Consider the following 25,624-nt stretch of genomic DNA (forward strand, 5'->3'; position numbering starts at 1 on the left):
GAAAAAGTAAGTAACAATTGTTTATTTTTGACTCCATGATTGTATTCTTTGTTCGGGTTTTTCAGCTTTTGTATCGAATTTGGTTTTATTTGCTCGTAGCCATACCCATCATCCTATTTTTTCCCTTACTATTAATTCTTACTTCCAGTGAACGCCTGTACCCTCAGTTTTTTTGGATTGCCAGAAATATTTGGGCAAACTTTGTTTTGTACGGAATGCTTTTCTTTCCGAAGATAGAACGGCAACAAGAGATTGTAAAGGGTAAAAGCTATATGCTCATCGGCAACCATACTTCCATGGCCGATATTATGATGATGCTGAAAGCGTCTAAAAACCCCTTTGTTTTTGTTGGAAAAAAAGAATTGAGTAAAATTCCAATTTTCGGATTTTTCTACAAAAGGGCTTGTATTTTGGTTGACCGAAGTTCGGCGAGTAGCAGAACGGCTGTTTACAAAAGTGCGCAAAGGCGACTGCAACAAGGGCTCAGTATTTGTATTTTCCCTGAAGGTGGCGTTCCAGACGACACCAATACCGTTCTGGATGAATTTAAAGACGGCGCTTTCCGATTGGCTATTGAACATCAAATACCTATCGTATCCATTGCTTTTTTGGATAATAAAAAACGTTTTTCCTACGAATTTTTTAGTGGCTCCATAGGTAAAATGAGAGCAGTGGTGCTACCATTTCTGGAAACAAAGGGTTTAGATGCCAAAGCAAGCACCAAATTAAAAGAGACCTCTCGGGAAATGATTTTAAAAGAGTTAAAAAACGCTTAAAACTTAAAACTAATTCCCGTGTAAACCCCAAGTAAATACGGGGAAAAACCGCCGTCTTCCTTTGAAAAAGTATTCAATTGATACTTAAACATAGGCTCTAAATTCAGTAAAAAAGAATTAGACAATTGATAATCTACACCTATACCCACATTGGTACTAAAACTAACATCGTTTACGTTGTTGGCCTCTCCTACTTCGTTAGAAAGATTGTTGGTTTCTAGCAAAACCTCATTGGTGGTTAAAAACAAAGAACTGAAGCCTCCAATAACATTCACGCCAAACTTTTTATCCACCAAACGGTACTTTAATTCCATCGGTACTTCCAAGTAGCCTAATTTTTGGTTGATGCTTCCTTGGGAAATATTTTCAGTTTTCGACTCGAATTCAGTCATATCATTAAAACTAGGAACCTTAGAATTAGTGACACGAATAGTATTGTCTGGCGATTTAAATGTAATATTCGATAATTGTTTATTATTACCAAACGTAGAAGAAGCAGCTACCGGCGCAAACTCAATATCGTTGGTAGAATAACCCATGTTAACACTATTTAAACCAGATCGAATACTCAAACGCTTGCTTACATTGTAGGCTACATTTATCCCGTAGCTCATATTTACATTTCCTTCTTTGGTGTTTTCAGAAAAATCCCTGCTTATAGGCGAACCTTCACTTAAAGAATTGTAATAAACAGGCGCCACATTAGGACTTACCGCCCATTTAGACGATTTTTCATTGGCAACAGCCACCATTTCTTCCTCTTTATCCATTTCTTCAATAACATCATAAATGGATGGCTTATCGCTGGTATCGTCTATTTCTTTTTCGAAAGTTTTATCTTTTTCTTCGGCTACTGCAACCGCATTTGTGTTATTAAAAGTTTCTTTTGGGGTTTCTTGAACAATACTTTTTTCTTTTTCTGAAGCCTCATTGTTAAGATTGGCAACAGCATTCTCTTCAACCTCGATAGTGTTTCCTAAATTTTCTCCCGATATTTTTTCTGAAGATTTTGGGCTTTCTTTAGGCGTTTTATCAGCAACATTCGCAATTTGAGTGTTCGTGCTATTTGTTATCCTTTTTTCTTCGGATGTAGTTGCGTTGTAATTATCTTCAGACGTTTTACCAGTTTCATTAGAAATTCCAATTACATCACTTTTAGTTTCTTCTGAAGCATTTGTGTTTACTACAGCATCTTCCGAAGAAGTTTCTGGAATCGCATTATTTAAGTCTTCTGTTTGGGGAGCCTCTTTTTCGGTAACCTTATTCTGAGCAGGAATCACAACTTCCGAAGAACTAAAAAACAAATTCCCTAAAAGGAATAAAGTAACGATGGCTGCTGCAGCACCGCCCAATTGCCACCAAAAAGGAATCACTTTTCGGTTCTTGCTATTTTTGGCGTGCAAAGAGGTGTCTATTCTGTCCCAAAGATGTTCCGGAGGATTCGCTTCGAAATCCTTGAACTTTTCTTGGAACAGTCTCTCTATATTCTTTTTATCTTTCATTATTTCTACCTATTTAGTAGGTATATTAACAGGAATTTGCTTCCTTTTTTATATTGTCTTCTTCAATTTTATTTCGCAATGCCATCTTGGCCCTTGCTAAATTGGATTTGGAGGTGCCTTCGCTTATCTGTAGCATTTCAGCTATTTCCTTGTGCGAATATCCATCCATTACATACAAGGTGAATGTTAATCTGTACCTATCGGGCAACTCCCGAATAATCTTCAAGAGATAATCCAACGAAATACTTTCTTCATCAACTTCAACCTCAACTTCCGATTCTAAATTATTTGGTAAAACATCAAAATCGCCTTTCTTTCTGTATTTCTGCAATACTGTATTAACGGTTACCCGCTTTAACCAACCTTCAAAAGAACCTTTAAAATTGTACTTGTCTATTTTGTTAAAAATAACCATGAAACTATCGTGCAGATTATCTTCTGCCTCTGTTTGCGAGCGGGAATACTTAAGACACATACCGTACAATTTGGCGCTAAAAAGCTTGTACAATTGTTCTTGTGCCTTTCTGTCTTGCCGCTTACACTGTTTTATGAGCTCCTCTAAACTCACTCTTATAGCAAGGTTATTTTTAGCATGTATTTACCCTTGTTTTGGCTGGAAATTAAATACATACATGGTTAATTACTAGCTTCTACTACAGGTACTTCGTAAGTAAGGTATTGTTTCTCACCGTTTTCGTCCTCCCCCGTATAAAAGTTGAACGTATAGGTGTCTGTAAACCTTACTTCAAAGTCGAAACTATCAGTTCCTTCCCCGTCTTCTATCGCTGTACAGTCGTCTCTCTGAAGTACAGAAGATATCGCAAAGATAGCACGTTCTGTTTTAGCTGTAGGTTCAAAATCGAAACCACTGTAAATATAACAGTCCGTGGGCCTTGCGTATGTAAAATCTATTTGATAAACCTTGCCTAGTTCAAAAGTATCCGGCACTTTGGCATTGGTAATTTCTACTACTTCGTAAACAAAATTGGTTGCATCATCATCATTCAATTCGCATGAAACGAGGCCTAAAAACATAAAGCCACAAAGCAGGGGGATAAAATACTTCTTCATTTTAATTACTTTTCCTTTTAGATGCGGCTTTGTAGGAAGGGTTGCGTTAGGCATAAAAAAATCCTAACCGTTATTGGTTAGGATTTTAATTCTTTATAAAAATAAAACCTTCTTTCATTTCTTTTGCTCGCCCAAAAGAAACGAAACAAAGAAAAAGGCGCCTTATCCAAGGAATTTTTTCGACCATTAAGTCGAAAAACCACAATCAAAACTCCGCGTCGCTACGTACCTACGCTCCTGTTTTCGGAGCTTTTGATTCCTATTCTCCGGATAAGGATTTTTTTAATATTCAATTAAAACAGCTTGCGCTGTTTTCTAAAACTTCGTGAATTAACTATTAATCGCTTTTATGCCTTCCCTGATTTTATCTTCCAGTTCTTCTAGAAGTTCTGGATTGTCTTGAAGTAAGGTTTTTACGGCATCACGGCCTTGTCCAAGTTTGGTATCGCCATAACTGAACCAAGAACCACTTTTCTTGATGATTTCAAACTCTACTCCTAAATCCAATATCTCACCTACTCGGGAAATCCCTTCACCATACATAATATCAAACTCAGTAGATTTAAACGGTGGTGCTACTTTATTTTTAACCACTTTAACACGGGTTTTGTTACCAGAGGCATCTCCACCACTATCTTTAATCTGCGTAGAACGACGTATGTCTAATCTTACCGATGCGTAGAACTTTAAAGCATTACCACCAGTGGTAGTCTCTGGATTACCAAACATAACCCCGATTTTCTCCCTAAGCTGGTTAATAAATATCACTGTACATTTTGTTTTACTGATGCTAGAAGTAAGCTTTCGAAGTGCCTGCGACATCAAACGAGCATGAAGTCCCATTTTGGAGTCTCCCATTTCGCCTTCAATTTCACTTTTAGGTGTTAGGGCCGCTACAGAATCGATAATTACAATATCGATGGCTCCAGAACGAATAAGGTTATCTGCAATTTCTAAGGCTTGCTCACCGTGGTCGGGTTGCGATATGATTAAATTATCGATATCTACCCCTAATTTTTTAGCATAAAAACGATCGAATGCGTGCTCTGCATCTATAAATGCTGCAATACCTCCGGCCTTTTGTGCTTCGGCAATGGCATGCAATGTTAAGGTGGTTTTACCTGAGGATTCCGGCCCGTATATTTCTATAACCCTTCCTCGTGGATAACCGCCAACGCCTAAGGCAATATCCAACCCGAGTGAGCCTGTTGGTATGGCATCTACATCTTCTACTACACTATCGCCCATTTTCATCACCGCTCCTTTTCCGTAGGTTTTATCCAACTTGTCTAAAGTGAGCTTTAGTGCTTTTAACTTCGCATCTTTTTCAGAACTCATTTTTTCTCTTTGCTTTTGTTATGATTCGTGCTAAAATACTATTTCTTTTTGCATCCTACAATTTGCCACGCAACCTTTTTGGATATTTATCATCTATCCTAAAAAGGATTAACCAATTAATGCCAATGCAATGTCTCATTAATTGGATTTTTGAATTACTTAACCGTTGCTTATGTGCAATGGTAAGCTTCAATGATGGGCAGATTTGTTGTTGTTTTTGCAATGATGAATATGTTTAAATATTTAACAACAACAGTTTGGCCGCGAGAAGAGTTTCAATGTATTTTGAAACTCTTTTTGTTTCTTACCTTAACGGAAATATGTGTTAACAGCCCATTAATGATCATGATTTTCCACCAACTGCTTATGTATTTTATCTACCCAAGCGACCAATCTTTTTTTATCTGCTTCTGAAAGCCTTGCTTCTTTATGAAGGGTAGCATACATTTTTTTAGGCATTTTTTCCGTTTGAATATCAAACAACATGGCTCGTAAAGCCACTTCCCTGTCTAAAACACTTAAACTTTCCCATTCAGAAAAATTCAAAACAAACTTTCCTTGATTAATATTTTGTGTGATGTACCAATTAATGGGCACAACCTCATCGTACCATTTGTAATGGGTGTTGTTGGAGTGGCAGTCGTAACAGGCGTTTAAAAATAAATCACTTATTTCTTTAGGTGCTGAGGTGCTATATAAAAAATCAGCGGTATTGTTAATCTCTTCGGAAGTATTTTTAGTGTACCGAAACAATTGCAATCCCAGAAATAGAATTAATAAAATAAATAGTGATACCGCAGTACGACTTGTCATTTGATGTAAGTTTTTTGTTATTTTCCTCTCCCTAACCATTATTTGAAGGCAGATTTAGGGGTTGTCCTATATTCTAATACGAATATAAAATATCTTGACTTATAAAGTAAATAATCTATATATTAATTGCTGAAGAATACTGGAAAGGAAAGGATAGAGAAATACTACTCTTCATCTTATTTCTTTTTTAATACTATTTCTACTCTATCGCCTCAGCTATACCGCTTAAAAAGCCATTAAAGTCGAAAGCGTCTCCAGAGGCAAGTCCCATTCTCACTACAACTAAATCTTTGGAAGGGACAATGTAGACACGTTGCCCTTGGAAACCGTCTGCGAAATAAGTATCGGTAGGGGCATCGGGAAGTTTTTTGGAGGCATTGAGCCAAAAATGACCGCCATACATGCCTTCGGAATTTGGTGCGGGAGTGGACACATAATCCACCCAATCTTTATCAAATAATTGATCGCCGTTCCAATAGCCATTGTGCAAATATAGGAGTCCGAATTTCCCCCAATCACGCGTTGTGGCCCATCCGTAGGAAGAGCCTACGAAATTCCCGGCGGCATCGGTTTCCAACACCATACTCTTCATCCCAATACGATCAATGAGTTTTTGGTAAGGAAAGTTTAGGTATTCTTCATAAGTACTGAATTCCTTCCGAAGCAAACCGGATAATAAATTGGAGGTTCCTGAAGAGTAGTTCCATTGTTCATTCGGTTTGGCATCTGCTTCCTTATTCGCTTGTGCAGCGCTCATATCTTCAGCTAAAAAAAGCATTTTAGTAACATCAGAAATGGTGGCATAATCTTCCTCCCATTCCAAACCACTATTCATTTGAAGTAAATTGCTATAGGTGATATTTTTACGGCTATCTGTTTGCCAAGCATCCACCGGGGCGGGGTTGCTAACTTTCAATTTTCCTTCGCATTGCAGAATTCCGTACAGCGTTGCCATGACGCTTTTAGTCATGGACCAACCCAACAATTTTGAATCCCTGTTTAAGGAATCACCATATTTTTCAGCAACAATCTGGTCTTTATAAATCACCAAAACCGACCGTGTTTTTTGTACATCGTTATTGGAAAAGGCTTCTTCTACCGCTTTGTCTATTTGTTGGTAGTTTACATTGGCAAAAACCGTGTCTTTTTGAGGCAACTCTCCGTACGGATAGGGCAAATTAGTCTGTTTTTGCCATCGAGAAGGCGCTGTTGCAGCACTTATCGTTTCCAAATCTGCTTTTTTAGGTACCAACACGCATCCTAAGCCTTCCCTGTAAACGGCAATCCTTTCTTGGAGTCCGTAAACACTGGATGTTGCGAGTTTATCTGCTTCGTCCACTTTGTTTTTCGCGAGATTTACAGGGGAAAAGTTATTGTCGTGTTTTTCGGTAAATTCTATAGTCCGATTATCGAGAAAATTGCACGAACATACATTTTTTGCTGCGTAGCCGCTTATGATATTCAGTTTTGGATAGTTGAAATAAAATACGGCAACAAGGGCAAAACATATAAGGAGAATCGTATAGAGGGCGAAGCGTTTGAAGTTTTTCACAATATATGAGTTTGTATTATCGACGAATAAAGATAAAAAATACTTTCCTCTAGGCATCTCCCTTTAAACAAAACTTTCCCGCCTTCTCTTTTTAAGCTTCCAACTTTACCGTACTTTTGTGCTTTATCTTTTTAGTAAGAACCACTATGATTGATGTACAAAAAATACGTAAAGACTTTCCCATTTTACAACGAAAAGTAAACGGGTATCCTTTAATTTATTTTGATAATGCTGCCACTTCACAAACACCGCAGCAGGTAATCGATTGTATTGTTGATTATTACTCCAACTTTAACGCCAACATACACCGCGGCGTACACACGCTTTCCCAAGAAGCTACCGATAAATATGAGCAGGCGCGTATTAAAATTCAAGAACATTTTAACGCCAAGAAAGCCAAAGAAATTATTTACACTTCGGGAACTACGCACGCTATCAATTTAGTGGCAAACGGTTTTTCTTCATTGCTGAAAAAAGATGATGAGCTCATTGTTTCTGCACTGGAACACCACTCAAACATCGTTCCTTGGCAGATGCTTTGCGAGCGAACAGGAGCAAAGTTGAAGGTTATCCCCATGAACGACGATGGTCAGTTGATGATGGAAGCGTATGCTGAATTGCTTTCTGAAAAAACAAAACTGGTTTTCTGCAACCATATCTCCAATGCTTTGGGGGTTATCAACCCAATTGAAGAAATTATTGAAAAAGCACATGCGGTTGGTGCCGCTGTTTTAGTGGATGGCGCACAAGCGTGTCCGCACCTAAAACCCGATGTTCAAGCGCTGGATGTAGATTTCTATGTGGCTTCTGCCCATAAAATGTGTGGCCCAACCGGGGTTGGTATTCTTTACGGAAAAGAAGAATGGCTCACCAAATTGCCGCCCTATCAAGGAGGTGGTGAAATGATTGCTGAAGTTACTTTTGAAAAAACTACCTATGCCGACTTACCCCACAAATTTGAAGCGGGAACACCAAACATTTGCGGCGGAATTGCTTTTGGCGCTGCTATTGATTATATGAACAGCATTGGTTTTGAAAACATTTTGGCATACGAAAATGAACTGCTTGCCTACGGAACTGAAAAGTTAAACGAGATAGACGGACTAAAAATTTACGGGAATACTAGCAAGAAAGCATCCGTAATTTCTTTTAATATCGAAGGTATTCATCCATACGATATTGGTACCATTGTAGACAAACTAGGTATTGCCGTGCGTACCGGCCACCATTGCGCCCAACCTATAATGGATTTCTTTAAAATTCCGGGTACCGTTAGGGCGAGTTTTGCTTTTTACAATACCAAAGAAGAGATAGACGGCTTGGTTGAAGCAGTTAAAAAAGCAAAAATGATGCTTTCATAAGTAATTTCGAGATGTCTAGAATATTAAATTTCCAATGACAATTTTAGACTACCGCCCAGACCTTCGTGAATGATTCGCATTAGTGTAGAAAGCCGAATGTCACTGGCGTTATTTTCAATTCTCGAAATATAATTTTTGGTAGTCCCAGCCTTGTCGGCAAGTTGTTGTTGAGTTAATTGCTGTCTTTTGCGAGCCTCTTGAATTAGAACCCCAATTTTAAAAGCTTCAAATTCTTCTTCAAACTTTTTCCTTGATTCGGTTCCAATTTCGCCATATTGCTCATTGAGATGGTCATCAAATGAAGTTAGTTTTTTATTTGCTTTCATAATATTCTTTTTTAAGTCTTTCTGCTCTTTTAATTTCCTTTTTAGGTGTTTTCTGAGTTTTCTTCTGAAACCCACTTAATAATACGATAAGATTTCCTTCATCGAAAAAACAAAAAATTCTAAAAATCCCTTTTCCTGCGGAAACACGTACTTCCCAAAGTCCATCGGTATTGGTTAAATGCTTTAAGAATTTTTGTGGTACTACTTTAGTCCTTTTTATAAATAATAAAGTCCAGTCTATTTTATTTCTCACTACCAGCGGCTGCTTTTTGTAAAAGTCCATAAAATGGTTTTCATAAAAGCCTATTTGTCTATTAAAATCACTCAATCCTACCGCTATTTTTTACCAAAGTTACCTAAAAAGGTAACATTTTGCAAGTACTTATTGGTGCTCTATAATTTTACTGACTCACTTGACTTTCAAATCCCTTTCCTTATTCAAGCAATAACTGTATTTTTGCAACTTCTTAGACGGATTCTCAATCCCGAAGATTTGGGAGAGTTTCACTAAAAAAACAACGTGATGAAGTACAATTTCAATGAAATTGAAGCCAAATGGCAAAAATATTGGTCGAAAAACCAAACATTTAAAGCAAACAATAATTCAGATAAACCTAAATATTATGTGTTGGACATGTTTCCTTATCCGTCTGGAGCAGGATTGCATGTAGGGCATCCGTTAGGGTATATTGCAAGTGATATTTATGCACGTTACAAACGTCATAAAGGCTTTAATGTGCTTCATCCCATGGGATACGATAGTTTTGGATTGCCAGCAGAGCAATATGCCATTCAAACAGGGCAACATCCTGCTATTACTACGGAAACAAATATTAAAAGATACCGTGAGCAGTTAGATAAAATAGGATTTTCTTTTGATTGGAGTCGGGAAGTCCGCACATCCAATCCAGAATATTACAAATGGACGCAGTGGATTTTCATTCAGCTTTTCAATTCATGGTACAACAACGATACCGATAAAGCTGAAAATATTGAGACGCTTATTTCTAAATTTGAAGCCGAAGGGAATTCAGCAGTAAATGCCGTTCATGATGAAACGGTAGCTACTTTTTCTGCGGAAGAATGGAAAAATTTTACTTCCGAAGAAAAACAGGAAATATTACTTAAATACCGACTTACCTACTTGGCTGAAACGGAAGTGAATTGGTGCCCTGCTTTGGGTACGGTTTTAGCCAATGATGAAATTGTAAATGGTGTTTCCGAGCGTGGTGGCCATCCCGTTGTTCGTAAAAAAATGAAGCAATGGAGCATGCGTATTTCTGCTTATGCCGAACGTTTGTTGCAAGGTTTGGAAAAAGTAGATTGGCCAGAGCCGCTAAAAGAAATTCAACGTAATTGGATAGGAAAGTCTGTTGGTGCTTCAGTTGATTTTAATGTTCTTTCAAATGATGATGTCACTTCGAGCGCCCGCCTACCTGAGTATTTCGGGCAGGCAGTCGAGAAGTCACAATCCATTTCCGTTTTCACCACCCGTCCTGATACTATTTTCGGGGTTTCGTTTATGACACTTGCTCCAGAGCACGAATTGGTAAGTAAAATAACTACTCCGGAACAAAAAGAAGCTGTAGAAACCTACATTGAAGCCACTGCAAAACGTAGCGAGCGCGAACGTATGGCTGATGTTAAAACCATTAGCGGAGTGTTCACCGGTGCCTATGCTGAACATCCTTTTACCAAAGAGCCTGTTCCTATTTGGATTGGCGATTATGTATTGGCGGGTTATGGAACGGGAGCTGTAATGGCCGTGCCTTGTGGTGACCAACGTGATTACGATTTTGCAAAACACTTTGGGATTGATATTCCTAATATTTTTGAAGGTGTAGATATAAGCGAAGAGGCTTTTGCTGATAAAGAAAATACGGTGATTGCCAATAGCGATTTCTTAAATGGTTTGGGCTACAAAGAAGCTACCAAGAAAGCGATTGAAAAATTAGAAGAAATTGGGCAAGGGAAAGGAAAAATAAACTACCGCCTTCGCGATGCCGTTTTTTCGAGACAACGCTATTGGGGGGAACCTTTTCCAGTATATTACGTAAACGGACTCCCACAAATGATAGACGCAAAACATTTGCCTATTGAATTGCCGGAAGTGGAAAAATACCTTCCCACAGAAACCGGCGAACCACCACTAGGCAATGCTACCGAATGGGCGTGGGATTCGGTAAACAATAAAGTCGTTTCTAATGACCTTTGTCATGCTGAGCCTGTCGAAGCATCGCAAAATGGAATTTACCCTCTCGAACTCAACACCATGCCAGGTTGGGCAGGAAGTTCATGGTATTTTAACCGCTATATGGATGCTGGAAATACCGAAGAATTTGCCTCTCAGGAAGCACTCAACTATTGGCAAGATGTAGATTTATACATTGGCGGTAGCGAACACGCCACCGGACACTTACTGTATGCCCGTTTTTGGCAGAAATTTTTGTTCGACCAAGGATTGCTTCCCGTAGATGAGTTTGCTAAAAAACTTATCAACCAAGGGATGATTTTAGGAACAAGTGCGTTTGTGTATCGCTTGGAAAACGAAAATACGTTTGTATCAAAAAATCAAATTGGCGATAAAAAAGTATTACCGATTCATGCAGATGTATCCTTTGTGAATACTTCGGAAGAATTAGACATGGAAGCCTTTAAAAATTGGCGTCCTGAGTTTAAAGATGCTAAGTTCATCACAGAAGAAGATGGAACTTTCAAAGTCTCTCGGGAAGTCGAAAAAATGTCGAAGTCGAAATACAACGTCGTAAATCCGGATGAGATTTGTGAAAATTACGGCGCTGATACACTTCGGATGTATGAAATGTTCCTTGGTCCGTTAGAGCAAGCCAAGCCTTGGAATACAGCCGGAATTACCGGAGTTCATGGTTTCCTTAAAAAACTATGGAAATTGTATTTTGATGATAACGGACTAAAAGTTACCGATAGCGAACCTTCCGCAGAGAGTTTAAAGAGTTTGCACAAAACCATTAAAAAAGTTGAGGAAGATATCGAGAATTTCTCGTTCAACACATCGGTTTCTACTTTTATGATTTGCGTTAACGAACTCACCGCACAAAAGTGTACCAGTAAAGCTATTTTGGAGCCATTAGCGGTCCTTATTTCACCTTATGCTCCACATATTGCAGAAGAGCTTTGGAGTGCGCTTGGAAACAGCGAATCGATTGCTACTGCTCCTTTCCCTGCATTTGAAGAGAAATATTTGGTGGAGAGCATGAAAACTTATCCAATATCTTTTAATGGGAAAATGCGTTTTACGCTTGATTTACCTATGGATATGAGCAAGGAGGATATTGAAAAAGTGGTTATGGAACATGCCAAAACCCAAGCACAACTGGAAGGAAGAACTCCGAAGAAAATAATTATCGTTCCCGGAAAAATTGTTAACATAGTAGGATAATCTAAACACCAAAGGTTTTTAAGCCTTTGGTGTTTAGTCCTTAAGCTAGTGTCTTACTGAACCTATCGAAGTACAATAAACTTTAAAATAGTGCGTCTTGAACACGCGCTGACTGACTATAATTTCAATAAATAAATTCCTTTTCACTTTATAGAAATTTAACATAAATATTATGTGTTTATTTTCTATGTTTTTAGTATGTTTGATATTGAACTTTAAACCCAAATTACCATGAAAAAAACGTACTTAGCAATTACACTTGCCTTTTTAGCATTAACCATTTCTTCCTGTTCAAGTGATGATGATAGCAGTGGCAACGACGAAATTACCTTTGATACTTTGAGTGGAAAAGTCCACGGAGATAATTTTACTGCCATGGGTGGTATTGCTTTTTATACAAATGAAGAAACACTTTCCATTGATATTACGAATGTTGAAGCAGGCTGTGAATCTGATAATTTATCCTACGAACATTATGTTTCTGTTGTAAAAGTAGCAGCAGCAGAAGGTACTTATTCAACCAACGTTGCTTTTGGAAAAAAAGGAGAAACCCCATATAATAGCTTACAGTCCACTGTCATTATAGATTCAATTAATGATTCAAATGTTTCTTTAAGACTGAAGGTTGGTTATGGAAAAGAGGAAGGTTTTGATAATGACGATTTTATAGTAGAAGGTGCCTTTACCGTTCCTATCTGTCAATAAAATCTTTAAAAATACTGTCGTAACGTCAGCTGTTAAAACCCTGCTAAATTTGGCGGGGTTTTTGCTTTTTATATCGTAATTTTAGTATTCAGAAAAAATAAAAATCATGGGAATAGGATATTGGATTTTAATCGGTGCAATCGGACTTTTAAGTATGTACGTAAGTTCGAAACTGAAAAGCAAGTTTAAGCATTACTCTAAAGTTCATTTAAGAAATGGAATGAGCGGGGCTGAAATAGCACGTAAAATGTTGGAAGATAATGGCATTTTTGATGTAGATGTAATTTCCACGCCAGGAATGTTGACAGACCATTACAATCCTGCCAAGAAAACCGTAAACCTTAGCGAAGGTGTTTACAACCAACGCAACGCAGCAGCCGCAGCTGTTGCCGCCCACGAATGTGGACACGCAGTGCAGCATGCCAAAGGGTATGAATGGTTGCAAATGCGTTCCAAACTGGTGCCCGTTGTAAGTGTGGCTTCCGGAATGTCGGTTTGGGTAATCTTTGGTGGTTTGGTATTGGGTGCTACTTCTGGTTTGGGCTATACGGTGGCGGTAATCGGACTTATTATGTTTGCCATGGGAACGTTATTCAGTTTTGTAACTCTTCCTGTGGAATACGATGCCAGTAACCGTGCACTGGCATGGCTAAAAAATAAAAACATGCTCGCCCCTGATGAATACAAAGGCGCAGAGGATTCCTTAAAATGGGCTGCTCGAACGTATGTGGTGGCTGCAGTAGGTTCTTTGGCTACACTCTTGTACTTCGCGATGCAAGTTTTTGGAGGGCGTGATTAATAAGAGATTATTAAATTATAGACCCCAAGGGTTTTTGAAACCTTTGGGTTTTTTTTTATATACTTATTTGTCGTTCAATCTGTTGGTTTAATGAAATAAACGTTTCTGTACGGGAAACACCCTCTATCGATTGTATTTTGTGATTTAAGACATTCATTAAATGTTCATTGTCTTTACAAAGTATTTTAATTAGGATGGACCAATTTCCAGTTGTATAATGGCATTCCAGCACTTCGGGGATTTCTTTTAACTGTTTTACCGCCTCGGGGTTTCGCATGGCTTTATCTAAGTAAATACCAATAAATGCCATGGTGTGATAGCCTAATAAACGCGGGTTTATAACAAATTTAGAACCTGAAATAAGTCCGGAGTTTTCTAATTTTCGCAAGCGTTGATGAATCGCCGCACCGGAGATTCCAATTTTTCGCGCTATTTCTAAAATGGGTTTTCGGGCATCTTCCATCAAATTTCTTAGGATTTCTTTGTCGATACCGTCTATTTCTACTATTTCGTTAGTGAATTTCATTTATACAGTTTTGGATACTAACAAAAATAGCTAAATAAACAATAAATTGTAACCTGCAGATTAAGTTAAATCTACTCCAAAATTTCAAACAACAAAAATTGGTTTACTTGTGGATCAAGTTTGTTAAAATTATTATCCGAAATAAGCAACACCGTTTTATGACCATTTTCTAATGTTGGTCCGAAACAAATTCCTTCAATATTATCAATACTTTTTGAAGTCAATTTTTTGCGGAGTGATGCCAAATCGAATACCAATTTCTTTTCTACAGTTTCTATTTTTTCTTCAGAAAGATTTTCCTTCTCTAGAGAATTTTCAGCATTGGTTATATTGATTTCATATATTTTGAGTCCGTTTGCCTTTTTACCCCAACCGGAAGAATACGATCGCTCTAAAACCAACATTTTTTCAGTAGAAACCATAAAAATTTCCGAGACTCCGTTTACGGCAAAATCGCCTTTTGGCCGTTTATCAATTTTATCTAACTGATATATAAATTGCCTTTGCGGATTTTCATTTTCCCAATTGTAATAGGTAATTCGCACAGGCGAATACGTTTCAGTTGTTTTGGGTTCTTCCCCATCCTTTTTCAAAGGAAGTTCTGTAGCTACCCAAAATCCGTCGTTATTAAAACTTCGTGCTAACCCTTCAAACGTGCCGTTGTGTCTTGGCCCCTGTTCGCTTTCCGCATAAAAATAAGATGGTATGGAGTAACTGTTTACAAAACTTCCTTCGGCAGTAGTTTTAAACAAAGATGGATCTCTTTTGTCTTTAATATTCCCTTCCGAAGAAAATAAAAGTTCTTCCGAAACTTCACGATACAAAACTGATTCTAAATCAAAAAAAGTAGTTTCCATAAAAGGGTCATCCAAACTGAATTCAACAACCTTTTGAAAAATAACCGTGTCTATCAAAGTATTATTTATCTGAACATCGGCCATGTAAAACCTCGGGTTTTTAGAATCATCACAAACCAAAACATATTTATCTTCATAAGAATCGATGCCCGAAAGTCCACCAATTTCGGTGTTGTTTAGCATTATTTTATTCGGAAAAATATATTCATCCAGAAACACCATTTTAGTATCCGCAGTAGGCTTGTTTTTAGTAGAAGAACAGCTGTAAATAGCGGCAAGACCTATGAAAAGAAAAAGATTATAAACTTTCATTTTACATGGATTAATTAAGCGATTTCGGTTTTAAGAATAACTTGAAATGAATTGTTCTTAAAGATATTACTCTCCCTTAAATTTAGTATTAAAATCACGTTATATTTTACTCCATAAGCGAGATTTAAATGCTCCGACGCTTGCGTCGAAATTAAACTTGAATTTCCTTTCAATGCTTCAGGGGCCCGCCTTTGCCGGTCAGGCAGGATCGCCCCGAGGTAGTTTGCCTCAATTACTTGTCTCCTGGCAGACCCCATAAAGATTTTGCAGGAATACTTCTTTAATTATCCAGCAACGTTATTAGGGTTATAACCCATGTAAGGGACTTCTTTTTCAGTAAATTTTATGTCGTGGTTTTCAAGTTCATTAAGAACGGGCTCATAAATGTCCTTATGAATGGGTATAACAACACCCGTAGCTGTAATTTCCTTGTTTAAAATTTTCAAGGCGGCAATTCCCAATGGCAATCCCACGGTTTTAGACATAGCTGTATAGATTTTATCTTCGCCAATGGCCACCATGCTCGAATCGATTTGGTGTTTTTTACCGTTTAGTTCGTATCCAAATTTATGGTACATTACAATCATATCTTTGTCTTCTTCGTGAAGCAGCCAGTGGTCTTCCAAAATTTTCTGTAAAGCTTGGGCTGGAGTGGCATTTTTAATCCCGATTTTCTTTTGGGTATCGAAAAGATCCAGTTCTACCAGCTTTTCCCACATAATATCGTCTTGGTCAATCTTAAGGTAATGACGAAGTTTTAATTCCACGGAATCAGTCGGGGAGTAAGGTAAAAAGGAGTTAACAAACTCGCGATAACTCATGTTTTCAGAATCTTCTAAAGCAAAACTATCGTCTGTCATTCCCAATTGAACAAACATATTCCAGGCTTTGGAAAAGCCAACCCGCCGAATCGTTCCGCGGTAAAGCGTTAGCACGTTTTCCAAACCATAAGCACTTCGGTATTTTAGCGAATCCCTGTTTGCGTAGCCCTCAAACTTTCCGTAACCTTCAATCTCTAAAAACTCAGTACGCCTGAATAGTTTATGGTACGGGATGTATTTATAAGTTCCTTCCTGAATAAATTTAGCGGTTCCCCCCTGCCCTGCTACTACTACGTTTCGTGGGTTCCAAGTGAATTTGTAATTCCATAAATTAGTGTCGCTTTCGGGGGCCACCAAACCACCAGTAAAAGATTCGAATAAAATCATTTTCCCACCTTTGCTTCGAATGTGGTCTATCACTTTCATCGCACTCATGTGGTCGATGCCCGGGTCTACCCCTATTTCATTTAAAAAAATTAGTCCTTTTTGCTTTACCTCAGCATCCAATGCTTCCATTTCGTTGCTTACGTAGGACGCCGTTACCATATTCTTGTTAAAATGAAGACAATCTTTTGCTACTTCTATATGAAATCTCGCAGGGAGCATGGAAATAACCAAATCAGCTTTTTTTATTGCCTTTTTGCGTTCGTCCTCATCAAAAATATCTAATTTTATAGCGGTGCAATTCGGTTTTCCACTTATAAGATTTTGGGCATTTGCTAAGTTGATATCGCCAATTTCAATATGAAGATTTTCAGCTTTTGCTTTATCGCAAAGAAATTGTAAAAGATGTGAAGTGGATTTACCGGCTCCAATTAATAAGATAGTTCGCATACGGTTGGGCTTATAATTTTATAACACTAATGTATTAAAATGTTATAAATACAACAATAAGAATCATAAAAAGTTTACAAATGAACAAAGAAATATTGGTCGCTGGTGCGATTCTCGGATTTTTAGCGGTGATTTTAGGTGCTTTTGGTGCACATGCTTTAAAAAATGCTTTGGATGCTGAAGCGATAAAAACGTTTGAAACCGGAGTTAAATATCAAATGTACCATGCGCTGCTTCTCCTTTTTGTTGGCAGTTCTACCATGCTTTCTTCCGGTACCAAAAGCACGATTCTGTATTTGGTGGTTATTGGGGTAATTTTATTTTCTGGCTCTATTTACGGACTGGCAACTAATGCTCTTACCTCTTTCAACTTTAAAAAAATAGGATTTGTAACGCCTATTGGCGGAACGCTTTTAATTATTTCTTGGGGAATCCTTATTTATAAGTTTATACGGTTGAAGGTTTAGCTTTGGTTAGGCTTCGACAAGCTCAGCCTGACAAAGAGAAAAGAAGTCACATCGACCGTAGGGAGATGTCACATTAACTTACTCTTGACGTTATTTCGACCTTCGATCAAGTAGAAATTGAACACAAAAAGATGAGCAAAGAACCAAGAACTTGAAACTTAAAACCTGAAACCATTTCGACATCTAGCTTCGGTCATCCTGCGTCTTTGCAAATAAAGAATTAATTCAAATTAGAGACAGCACGGTATTCGTTGTTTTCGTCTTTTACCGTAGCCAGAAATTCCAGCATTTCTTCTGTAAACAATAATTGGTTCTGTTTTTCCCAGAAATCCGGATTGTAGGGATACTTCAGTTTAAAAATATCTCGCTTTTCGGAAACATTTGAGTTGGTATTTAGGTAGTTAAAATTGTCTTGACTCGTAAGAATATAACTGCAGGTGTAGAAATCTTTTTTTTCTGTTTTTGAGTTGACCACTTCTGTTTTAAAATCTACTCTGGAATTTTTAATAAAATAGCGTCCGTTTTCATGTTGACTGAAAATAGTATTAACTGCGAAAAATGGTGTCCAATAGCGGTATGGCCCGCTCTTATTGTATTCAATTCTTGTCCTATTGGAGCTGATCATCCCTTCAAGAATAGCATGATTCGTAGTGTTTATCATCCAATATCCCTCAATTCTATCACCGTCTGCCTTAAATACGGAATCTTTGGTTGCAAAATCAATTTTAACCGTATTTTCATTAATAGCCTTAATATTGGTATCCACATATTTTCTGGAAACAAATAACATGTTAAACCAGCGGAAAATTTCATTAAAATCGTTCAACTTAAATTCAACATCTTCTTCTTCCAAACCTGCTTTTCGCATATTTAACAACTCTATTTCGAAGTTCTTCTTGGGAAAAGGGAACTCCTTAGTTGCTAACAGCTGTTGTCTTTTCACTTTTCCTGAAAGATCCTCGATTTTTAAAATGCTGTCGTTCTTTTTTAACACCGCCCGAAGCATAAAGCGTTCTTCAAAAGGTCTAAAAGGGTAATTGGAAGGAATGGCTTTGTTTATTTTATCGAAAATGCTGCTTTCGTTGGTTACCACAACTTCATCTAAAGCAATGGAAGCTTCCGATAGAAAAATATGCTTTTTATTTTGAAGCTTTTCAAAGGTTGTTCGAAGCTCTTTATACCCCAATTTTTTCAGTATAACGGAATCTCCTTCAGAAAGGAAAAGAAAAGAACCGTCGGCGTTGGTTATAGTATAATCATAGCGATTGTAAACATCTACAAATTCCAAAGGTCTTTTTGAAGCGCTATCCAAAATAACACCGCCAAGTTGATTTTGAGCGGTAACCGATAGCGAAATGAATAATAAAAGTAACGTAAAACGCATGGTTGGTTATTTAAAACCAAAATAATGAATTTAATCCATACGGCAACACTTCTTATTTATGCAGCTCCAACAATCTAGCAACATATTTTCCAATAACATCGAACTCTAAATTAACCTCATCACCGATACGGTAGTTTTTAAATCGGGTATGCTGGTAGGTATAGGGAATAATGGCTACGCTAAACTCATCTTTTTTAGAATCTACCACCGTTAAACTGGTGCCGTCTATCGTGATGGAGCCTTTTTCTATGGTTACGTTGTTTTTAGAAGCATCATAAGTAAAAGTGAAACGCCAGCTACCGTCTTCTTCAGCGATGTTTTTGCAAATTCCGGTTTGGTCAACATGACCTTGAACAATATGTCCGTCTAAACGGGTTCCCATTTTCATGGCTCGTTCTAAGTTTATTTCATCACCAATTTGTAAACTGCCAATTGCTGTTTTATCGAGTGTTTCTTTAATTGCCGTTACGGTATATTCTTCGCCATCAATAGAAACTACGGTAAGGCACACACCGTTGTGCGCCACGCTTTGGTCTATTTTAAGTTCATTGGTAATAGCACTTTTTACAGAGATGTCTATATTTTCTCCATTCTTCACAATATTGGTAACTACTGCCAACTCTTCTATAATTCCCGTAAACATTTCTATATTTATTAATTAAATTTGTATGACATTGCTATCTACAAAGGTACATAAACCTACCTAAGAATTATAAATTCGCATAGCGGTATTAAACTAACAAATTATTATGAGTACAGATAACAGCATACGGGTTGGAATTTCAATAGGGGATTTAAATGGGATTGGTTGTGAGGTAATTCTTAAAACCTTTGAAGACAGCCGAATGCTGGAATTTTGCACCCCCATTATTTTTGGCTCTACCAAGGTGATTAATTACCAACGGAAAATGCTAAAAATGGAGATTGCTTACAACGGTATTGATGCTGCCAACAAAGCGGTGGATGGAAAGTTAAATGTAGTAAATGTATGGCGCGAAACGCCCAATATAGAACCAGGTAAAGAAACCGAAGAAGGTGGTAAATATGCATTTTTGTCGTTGAAGGCTGCTGTGGAGTCTTTAAAGAATGATGAAATAGACGTGTTGGTGACCGCTCCTATTAATAAACACAACATACAGTCAGACGATTTTAAATTTCCAGGTCATACTGATTATTTAGCCCAAGAGCTGCAGGGTGAAGCGCTTATGTTTATGGTTACCGATGACTTAAAGGTAGGTCTTTTAACCGACCACGTACCGGTGAAGGATGTAAGCAAGAAGATTACTGCTAAATTAGTTGAAAATAAGGTAAAGAAGATTTATCAGTCATTAGTGGAAGATTTTAAGGTTCGGAAACCCAAAATTGCTGTACTGGGAATTAATCCGCATACGGGTGACAATGGCGTAATAGGCAAAGAGGACGATGATGTATTGCGCCCAGTTATCAACAAAATAAATGAAAGCGGTAAGTTAGTTTATGGTCCGTATGCAGCGGACAGTTTTTTCGGGTCTGGTAACCATCATAATTTTGATGCTATTTTAGCTTCATACCACGACCAAGGGTTAATTCCATTTAAGACACTTTCTTTTGGAAAAGGCGTTAATTATACCGCCGGCCTTTCTAAAGTGCGTACTTCTCCCGACCATGGAACCGCTTTTGAAATTGCCGGAAAAGGTGAAGCTAACCATAAATCTTTTGAAGAAGCCGTTTTTACCGCTATTCATATTTTTAAAAATAGGGAAGAGTATAAAGAACTAACCAGTAATCAGCTTAAGAAACAATCGCGTAGGTAGTTAAAATAGAGATAATTACTTATTTAAATTCATCAAAAGTATCAAGCATTTAAATTTTTTAAACTAAATTATTAGTTTAAACTATATTTTTAGTTATATTTGTATAAACAATTCAACTAAAAAATTAGTTAAAACCCTTCGACATACTGAAGCTATGTTCAGCAGAGCCGCTCAGGGTGACAGAAAGTATAAAATTTATAAATAGATGAAACAACTTACCAAAGCAGAAGAAGAAGTAATGCAGGTTTTATGGCAATTGGAGCGAGCCAACGTGGCGGCCATTATAGACCAACTCCCTACTCCCAAACCGGCTTACAACACCATTTCTACCATTGTTCGCATTTTGGAAAGCAAGGGTTATGTTGACCATGTGCAGGAAGGCCGAGGCTATATTTATTATCCTACAATGAAAAAGTCTGAATACAGTCACCAATCCATCAACAAATTGGTAGACGGCTATTTCCAAGGTTCTTTTAAAAGTATGGTTTCCTTTTTCGTAAAGAAAAACGACATCAGCATAAAAGAGATGGAAGCAATTTTAAAGGAAATTGAAAACGATAAAGACCAGTAATTATGTCCTACATTATCCAAACCATCACCTTTCAATTAATTTTTTTGGTAATTTATGATTTATTTCTGAAGAAAGAAACGTTCTTCAACTGGAACAGAATGTACTTAATAGCAACGCCCATGCTTTCGTTCTTGCTTCCATTCATAAAAATTGAACAGTTTAAAAGCACCGTTTCTGAGGATTCTATTTTTTTATTACCCGAAGTTGTAGTGGGAAATTCTTCAGAAACAATTGAAAGTAACACAGTCAATTTTATAAGTTCAATTGCTGTTTGGGAATGGGTTTTAATTGCTGGAAGTTTTATAAGTGTTTGTTGGTTTTTATATAAACTTATACAGCTTCATCAACTTAAAAATCAGGGGGATATTCATTATTTTCAGAGATACCGAAGAGTTTCAGTAGACAGAGAAGTGGCGTTTTCGTTTTTCAATACCATTTTTATCGGTAAAAAAATCTTACAAAAACCGCATGACCATATTATTGAGCACGAATTGGTTCATATAAAAGAAAAACACACATGGGATTTACTTTTTTTTGAAGTTATTCGCATTGTATTTTGGTTCAATCCGCTTATTTACATCTACCAATCTAGAATTACCGAACTGCACGAGTTCATCGCCGATGCCAAAACGGTAAAAAACAATAAAAAGGAGCATTATAACCGCCTGCTTGAAGAAGTATTTAAGACGGAACGTATCTCCTTTGTCAATCAATTTTTTAATCATTCATTAATCAAAAAACGAATCGTTATGTTACAAAAATCGAAATCTAAAAAAGTGTGGCAACTGAAGTATTTATTGCTATTTCCATTGGTTTTAGGGATGCTTTTTTATACATCCTGTGAAAAAGAGGAAACCACTGTGGTGGAAAATCAGAAAATGTCTTTGGAAGAGCAAATCCAACAACTGGAAACTACTTTGGCAAGTGAAAGCGAAGCTATTTCCCCAGATTTAAGAAAACGAATTTTTTCACTCTCGGTAAAGGCATCCAAAGGGAAATTTACTTCCAAAGGAGAATTTGATGCGAACAAACTAGATCAAGGAGCTGACGTACCTTTTACCGTTATTCCACAAAAGCCGATGTTTACAGATTGCGACGGCGTTGCTCAAGAGAACCAATTTGATTGTTTTAAGGAAAAGTTGGATAGCCATGTACGGGCAACTTTTAAATACCCAGAAGAAGCAAAGGCTAATGGTGAACAAGGACGCGTTTACATTAACTTTAGGATAAATACCGACGGAAGTGTTACGGTGTTAAATACTAGGGCTCCTGCGGCTTCCTTGGACGCCGAAGGGAAAAGAATTATTGAAGCGTTGCCAACACTTATTCCGGGAAAAGACCAAAACGGGAATCTGCACCCCGTAACTTTTGCCTATCCCATTGTTTTTAAACTGGGAGATGATAAATAAGAGATTTTAACTGAATCTAACCCCAAAGTTTTTTGAAATCTTTGGGGTACAAATAACAGATTATGTTTAAACCATTTATCCTTATTTTACTCCTTAGCGTAATTAATGTTGGTGCCCAATCCGCTGCATTTAATTCCGCACAAATTGACTACCAAAAAGGAAATTATGTAAAAGCGATAAATTTATTTGCTGAAGATCCCTCGCCGGAATCTCAACTACAGATAGCCCGTGCCTACCAAGCCCTGGGAAATTACGATAAGGCCGAAAAACAATATTTAGCTGTTATTGAATTAGACAGCACTCTTTTTATTGCACAAAATGAATTGGGAATGCTGTATTTTAAGATTTCTGAATTTAAAAAAGCACGTTTGACTTATTACAAACTGGTAACAGCAGAGAATACCAATCCTTTTTATTACTATCAACTGGGTCGCATTGAAAACATAGATAAACAACCATTTAAAGCAATAAGCTATTTTAAATCTTCTTACCAACTTGATAGCACCAACATTAAAAACATTTATGAAATTGGGAAGCATCATCTTCAACAGAGGCAGTTGGATTCTGTTCACAAATATGCAGATATTGGTCTGGAAATGGCACCTAATTCTATTGATTTAAACAATCTTAAGGCCTTAGCGTATTTTAACAACGGCGAGAAAGAACCCGCCATTCCATATTTTGAAAAGCTATTGGATCTTAATCAACATAAAACATACATTTATAAAAGTTTAGCAGAGTGCTATGAATTTAAATGGGAATATGAAAAAGCTTTTGATTGTTATAAAACAGTCATACAGCTTGATAATGGAGATCCAGAGGGGTATCGTGGTCTCGGTCATTTATACGCAAGGGAGAAAAAATGGGACAGTGCAAAAATTAATTATAAAACCGCTATTGAAGTACAGAAAGTAAATTTCAACACAGAATATATGGCTTTAGCCAACATAACGATAGAAGAAAAAAACATAAAGACTGCTATCAACTATTATCAGCAAGCTTACGACCAAGATCCTAAAAACTACTACGCTTTATTTAATGTTTGCCGTGAATCAGACAATTATTATAAAGACAAAAACTATGTTTTAAATTTATATAAAAACTATGTGGATGTATTTCCTGATAATTTGTATACCAAACTTGCCAAAAACCGCATTTCTGAATTGAAAAAGGAAATACATCTTGCTGCGAACAACTAAACCTCAATAAACCCCAAAGGTTTTGGAAACCTTTGGGGTTTTTCGATTAATGAATTCTTGATTAGAAAAGAAAAATCACTTTTTACAATACTAATTCGCTCCGATAGCCCGTATAACTCCAAAAAAATTGTAATTTTCAGTTTAAAATATTTTCATGCGGAAAATTGGGGTCATTCTGTGCTGTTTTCTACTGGTTTCTTGTGAGTTTTTTACCTCTAAAAAAGAAACCAAAGAAGCCATTGTAGAAAGGGAACGGAAAAGCATCAATTGGAACGATGTAGACCAATATCCGCTTTTTGAAACTTGTGACGAAACAGCTTCAAGAAACGAACAAATTGCTTGTTTTCAAGAAACATTTACTGCCCATTTTTTAGCTACTTTAGCCGACAATCATTTAGTAAGTCACACACATTTGCACGATACTATTAATGTTCACCTACTCATTGGAAAAGAGGGGCACGTAACTATTCTTCAGATTAAAAAAAATAAAAAAGTTGCTAAAGAAATCCCAGAAATAGATACCTTAATTGCCAATAGCGTGGAAACGTTACCAAGGGTTTATCCAGCACTTAAAAGAAATATTCCCGTGAATATGAAAATACAGCTTCCTATTATTATAAAAGTAGAGTAGTTTGTACATTAGCACTTCTAAAAAAAGCCAATTTGTCTCAAAAAGAACGAATAATATTAGGAATTGACCCCGGGACTACCATCATGGGTTTCGGACTCATAAAATGTGTGGGGTCGGACATGAAAATCATTCAATTGGATGAGCTTATTCTAAAAAAATATAGTGATCATTACCTTAAACTTCAGAAGATATTTGAGCATACCATCGGACTTATAGAGGCTCATCACCCAGATGAAATTGCTATTGAGGCTCCTTTTTTTGGTAAAAACGTGCAATCCATGCTTAAACTGGGCAGGGCGCAAGGGGTGGCTATGGCGGCCGGACTTTCAAGGCAAATTCCTATTACGGAATATTCCCCGAAAAAAATAAAAATGGCCATTACCGGTAACGGAAGTGCCAGTAAGGAACAAGTGGCTAAAATGCTGCAAAGTATTTTAACACTTAAAAAATTGCCCGACAATCTAGATGCAACCGATGGCTTGGCCGCAGCAGTTTGTCATTTCTACAATAGTGGAAAAATAGTGTCCGGTAAAAGCTATTCGGGTTGGGATGCGTTTGTGAAACAGAATGAATCTAGAGTGAAAAAATGAAATCGGACTTTTTAAATAGCACTGAACTTTTACAGGTTGCTTCGGAAGAAAAACTGTTTAAAAAGTTGATTCTTCAGCTGAATAAAGATTTGAAGCTGGCCAATCTAGAAGAAGAATTTTCATTGGATGTTTCTGCTGAAAAACTAAAACGTGACTTGCATGAAATCATTTTTATTTTGATAAATGAGCGCTTCGCCGACTACTTGAATTTCCTTTATATCATAGATGTTCCCGAATCACAAGTAAAAGCCTTGGACGGTAGCGATGTGGTACAACTTTCCGAAGAAGTTACCTTTTTGGTGCTGAAAAGGGAATGGCAGAAGGTATGGTTTAAGAATAAGTATCGGTAGATTTTTGGTTTGATTTTTTTTTTTTTGCCACGAACCTTGCCTGCAGAAGGCAGGTACACGAATGTTGGTTTCTTGGGTGTTGGCCCTTTGGTTTTGGGGTTTGGGGTGTTTCTTTTTTCTAGTTTGAAATAAAAACGAACAATTTTTCCCTCTTCGCTTTTTTCAAATTAACAAAAACTCTGCCTATTGCGTAAAGCATAAAGCCTACTTTGCCTCTTT

The 25,624-nt window shown here is 37.2% G+C and carries 26 protein-coding genes; 13 read left to right on the plus strand and 13 right to left on the minus strand.

Annotated features, from left to right (window positions below; genetic code table 11):
• Positions 1-35 precede the first annotated feature (35 nt).
• The gene (locus NDQ75_RS04555) at positions 36-776 is read left to right on the plus strand and encodes a lysophospholipid acyltransferase family protein (RefSeq protein WP_202028219.1); all 741 of its coding nucleotides are present in this window, start codon (positions 36-38) and stop codon (positions 774-776) included.
• Here NDQ75_RS04555 and NDQ75_RS04560 read toward each other — a convergent pair.
• The 6 genes from NDQ75_RS04560 to NDQ75_RS04585 form a co-directional block, all read right to left on the minus strand.
• The gene (locus tag NDQ75_RS04560; RefSeq protein WP_202028220.1) at positions 773-2,278 is read right to left on the minus strand and encodes an outer membrane beta-barrel protein; all 1,506 of its coding nucleotides are present in this window, start codon (positions 2,276-2,278) and stop codon (positions 773-775) included. The two genes, NDQ75_RS04555 and NDQ75_RS04560, sit on opposite strands and share 4 nt — an antisense overlap.
• Positions 2,279-2,303: 25 nt before the next feature.
• Complete coding sequence (locus NDQ75_RS04565) at positions 2,304-2,846, minus strand: RNA polymerase sigma factor (RefSeq protein WP_202028221.1); 543 nt, start codon at positions 2,844-2,846, stop codon at positions 2,304-2,306.
• A gap of 68 nt (positions 2,847-2,914) precedes the next feature.
• Positions 2,915-3,349: a hypothetical protein gene (locus tag NDQ75_RS04570; protein ID WP_202028222.1), complete on the minus strand. Its 435-nt coding sequence runs from the start codon at positions 3,347-3,349 to the stop codon at positions 2,915-2,917.
• A gap of 330 nt (positions 3,350-3,679) precedes the next feature.
• On the minus strand, positions 3,680-4,687 hold the full coding sequence (gene recA / locus NDQ75_RS04575; protein WP_202028223.1) for a recombinase RecA: 1,008 nt from the start codon (positions 4,685-4,687) through the stop codon (positions 3,680-3,682).
• A 336-nt stretch (positions 4,688-5,023) separates the two neighbouring features.
• Positions 5,024-5,500 (minus strand): heme-binding domain-containing protein, encoded by a 477-nt coding sequence (locus NDQ75_RS04580; protein WP_202028224.1) that lies wholly within the window; start codon positions 5,498-5,500, stop codon positions 5,024-5,026.
• A 199-nt stretch (positions 5,501-5,699) separates the two neighbouring features.
• Positions 5,700-7,052, minus strand: a complete 1,353-nt coding sequence (locus NDQ75_RS04585) for a serine hydrolase domain-containing protein (RefSeq protein ID WP_251762014.1) — start codon at positions 7,050-7,052, stop codon at positions 5,700-5,702.
• 146 nt (positions 7,053-7,198) lie between these two features.
• Between NDQ75_RS04585 and NDQ75_RS04590 the strand changes: the two genes are divergently transcribed.
• Positions 7,199-8,413 carry an aminotransferase class V-fold PLP-dependent enzyme gene (locus tag NDQ75_RS04590; protein WP_207190433.1) on the plus strand — a complete coding sequence of 405 codons (1,215 nt, stop codon included), beginning with the start codon at positions 7,199-7,201 and terminating at the stop codon, positions 8,411-8,413.
• A 23-nt stretch (positions 8,414-8,436) separates the two neighbouring features.
• On the opposite strand, the gene NDQ75_RS04595 is transcribed toward NDQ75_RS04590, so the two are convergent.
• Positions 8,437-8,739, minus strand: a complete 303-nt coding sequence (locus tag NDQ75_RS04595; protein WP_202028226.1) for a helix-turn-helix domain-containing protein — start codon at positions 8,737-8,739, stop codon at positions 8,437-8,439.
• Positions 8,726-9,067, minus strand: coding sequence for a type II toxin-antitoxin system RelE/ParE family toxin (locus tag NDQ75_RS04600; RefSeq protein ID WP_317236658.1), 342 nt, complete (start codon positions 9,065-9,067; stop codon positions 8,726-8,728). The genes NDQ75_RS04595 and NDQ75_RS04600 overlap by 14 nt, the downstream gene beginning before the upstream one ends.
• Positions 9,068-9,262: 195 nt before the next feature.
• Between NDQ75_RS04600 and leuS the strand changes: the two genes are divergently transcribed.
• The 3 genes from leuS (at position 9,263) to NDQ75_RS04615 (ending at position 13,661) form a co-directional block, all read left to right on the plus strand.
• On the plus strand, positions 9,263-12,157 hold the full coding sequence (gene leuS, locus NDQ75_RS04605) for a leucine--tRNA ligase (RefSeq protein WP_202028228.1): 2,895 nt from the start codon (positions 9,263-9,265) through the stop codon (positions 12,155-12,157).
• Between the two features lie 231 nt (positions 12,158-12,388).
• Positions 12,389-12,862 carry a hypothetical protein gene (locus tag NDQ75_RS04610; RefSeq protein WP_202028229.1) on the plus strand — a complete coding sequence of 158 codons (474 nt, stop codon included), beginning with the start codon at positions 12,389-12,391 and terminating at the stop codon, positions 12,860-12,862.
• 106 nt (positions 12,863-12,968) lie between these two features.
• Entirely contained in the window at positions 12,969-13,661 is a 693-nt protein-coding gene (locus tag NDQ75_RS04615) for a zinc metallopeptidase (RefSeq protein ID WP_178950247.1), read from the plus strand.
• A gap of 55 nt (positions 13,662-13,716) precedes the next feature.
• Here NDQ75_RS04615 and NDQ75_RS04620 read toward each other — a convergent pair whose 3' ends face one another.
• The 3 genes from NDQ75_RS04620 to NDQ75_RS04630 all read right to left on the minus strand — a co-directional run bounded on the left by NDQ75_RS04620 (position 13,717) and on the right by NDQ75_RS04630 (position 17,011).
• The gene (locus NDQ75_RS04620; protein WP_178950248.1) at positions 13,717-14,187 is read right to left on the minus strand and encodes an Lrp/AsnC ligand binding domain-containing protein; all 471 of its coding nucleotides are present in this window, start codon (positions 14,185-14,187) and stop codon (positions 13,717-13,719) included.
• 71 nt (positions 14,188-14,258) lie between these two features.
• Positions 14,259-15,356 (minus strand): esterase-like activity of phytase family protein, encoded by a 1,098-nt coding sequence (locus NDQ75_RS04625; protein WP_202028230.1) that lies wholly within the window; start codon positions 15,354-15,356, stop codon positions 14,259-14,261.
• 284 nt (positions 15,357-15,640) lie between these two features.
• Positions 15,641-17,011, minus strand: coding sequence for a saccharopine dehydrogenase family protein (locus tag NDQ75_RS04630; protein WP_202028231.1), 1,371 nt, complete (start codon positions 17,009-17,011; stop codon positions 15,641-15,643).
• Between the two features lie 80 nt (positions 17,012-17,091).
• Here NDQ75_RS04630 and NDQ75_RS04635 point away from each other — a divergent pair, with 80 nt between their 5' ends.
• Positions 17,092-17,478 carry a DUF423 domain-containing protein gene (locus NDQ75_RS04635; protein WP_202028232.1) on the plus strand — a complete coding sequence of 129 codons (387 nt, stop codon included), beginning with the start codon at positions 17,092-17,094 and terminating at the stop codon, positions 17,476-17,478.
• 220 nt (positions 17,479-17,698) lie between these two features.
• Here the strand turns inward: NDQ75_RS04635 and NDQ75_RS04640 are convergent, their stop codons facing one another.
• Together NDQ75_RS04640 and NDQ75_RS04645 are read right to left on the minus strand one after the other, a co-directional pair.
• Positions 17,699-18,862, minus strand: a complete 1,164-nt coding sequence (locus tag NDQ75_RS04640; RefSeq protein ID WP_202028233.1) for a peptidase associated/transthyretin-like domain-containing protein — start codon at positions 18,860-18,862, stop codon at positions 17,699-17,701.
• 52 nt (positions 18,863-18,914) lie between these two features.
• A complete protein-coding gene (locus tag NDQ75_RS04645; RefSeq protein ID WP_202028234.1) occupies positions 18,915-19,505 on the minus strand; it encodes a riboflavin synthase in 591 nt (196 codons plus the stop codon).
• A gap of 106 nt (positions 19,506-19,611) precedes the next feature.
• Here NDQ75_RS04645 and pdxA point away from each other — a divergent pair, with 106 nt between their 5' ends.
• The 7 genes from pdxA (at position 19,612) to NDQ75_RS04680 (ending at position 25,405) form a co-directional block, all read left to right on the plus strand.
• Complete coding sequence (pdxA, locus tag NDQ75_RS04650; RefSeq protein ID WP_202028235.1) at positions 19,612-20,655, plus strand: 4-hydroxythreonine-4-phosphate dehydrogenase PdxA; 1,044 nt, start codon at positions 19,612-19,614, stop codon at positions 20,653-20,655.
• Positions 20,656-20,860: 205 nt separating this feature from the next.
• Positions 20,861-21,226, plus strand: a complete 366-nt coding sequence (locus tag NDQ75_RS04655; protein WP_202028236.1) for a BlaI/MecI/CopY family transcriptional regulator — start codon at positions 20,861-20,863, stop codon at positions 21,224-21,226.
• Between the two features lie 2 nt (positions 21,227-21,228).
• Entirely contained in the window at positions 21,229-22,635 is a 1,407-nt protein-coding gene (locus tag NDQ75_RS04660) for a M56 family metallopeptidase (RefSeq protein ID WP_202028237.1), read from the plus strand.
• 62 nt (positions 22,636-22,697) lie between these two features.
• A complete protein-coding gene (locus tag NDQ75_RS04665) occupies positions 22,698-23,834 on the plus strand; it encodes a tetratricopeptide repeat protein (RefSeq protein ID WP_202028238.1) in 1,137 nt (378 codons plus the stop codon).
• Positions 23,835-23,988: 154 nt separating this feature from the next.
• Complete coding sequence (locus NDQ75_RS04670; protein WP_202028239.1) at positions 23,989-24,465, plus strand: hypothetical protein; 477 nt, start codon at positions 23,989-23,991, stop codon at positions 24,463-24,465.
• Between the two features lie 32 nt (positions 24,466-24,497).
• Positions 24,498-25,055 (plus strand): crossover junction endodeoxyribonuclease RuvC, encoded by a 558-nt coding sequence (gene ruvC, locus NDQ75_RS04675; RefSeq protein ID WP_202028240.1) that lies wholly within the window; start codon positions 24,498-24,500, stop codon positions 25,053-25,055.
• Positions 25,052-25,405, plus strand: a complete 354-nt coding sequence (locus NDQ75_RS04680; RefSeq protein ID WP_202028241.1) for a hypothetical protein — start codon at positions 25,052-25,054, stop codon at positions 25,403-25,405. The genes ruvC and NDQ75_RS04680 overlap by 4 nt, the downstream gene beginning before the upstream one ends.
• The last annotated feature ends 219 nt before the right edge of the window (positions 25,406-25,624 follow it).

Source organism: Galbibacter mesophilus, from assembly GCF_023721415.1.
Lineage (GTDB): Bacteria > Bacteroidota > Bacteroidia > Flavobacteriales > Flavobacteriaceae > Galbibacter > Galbibacter mesophilus.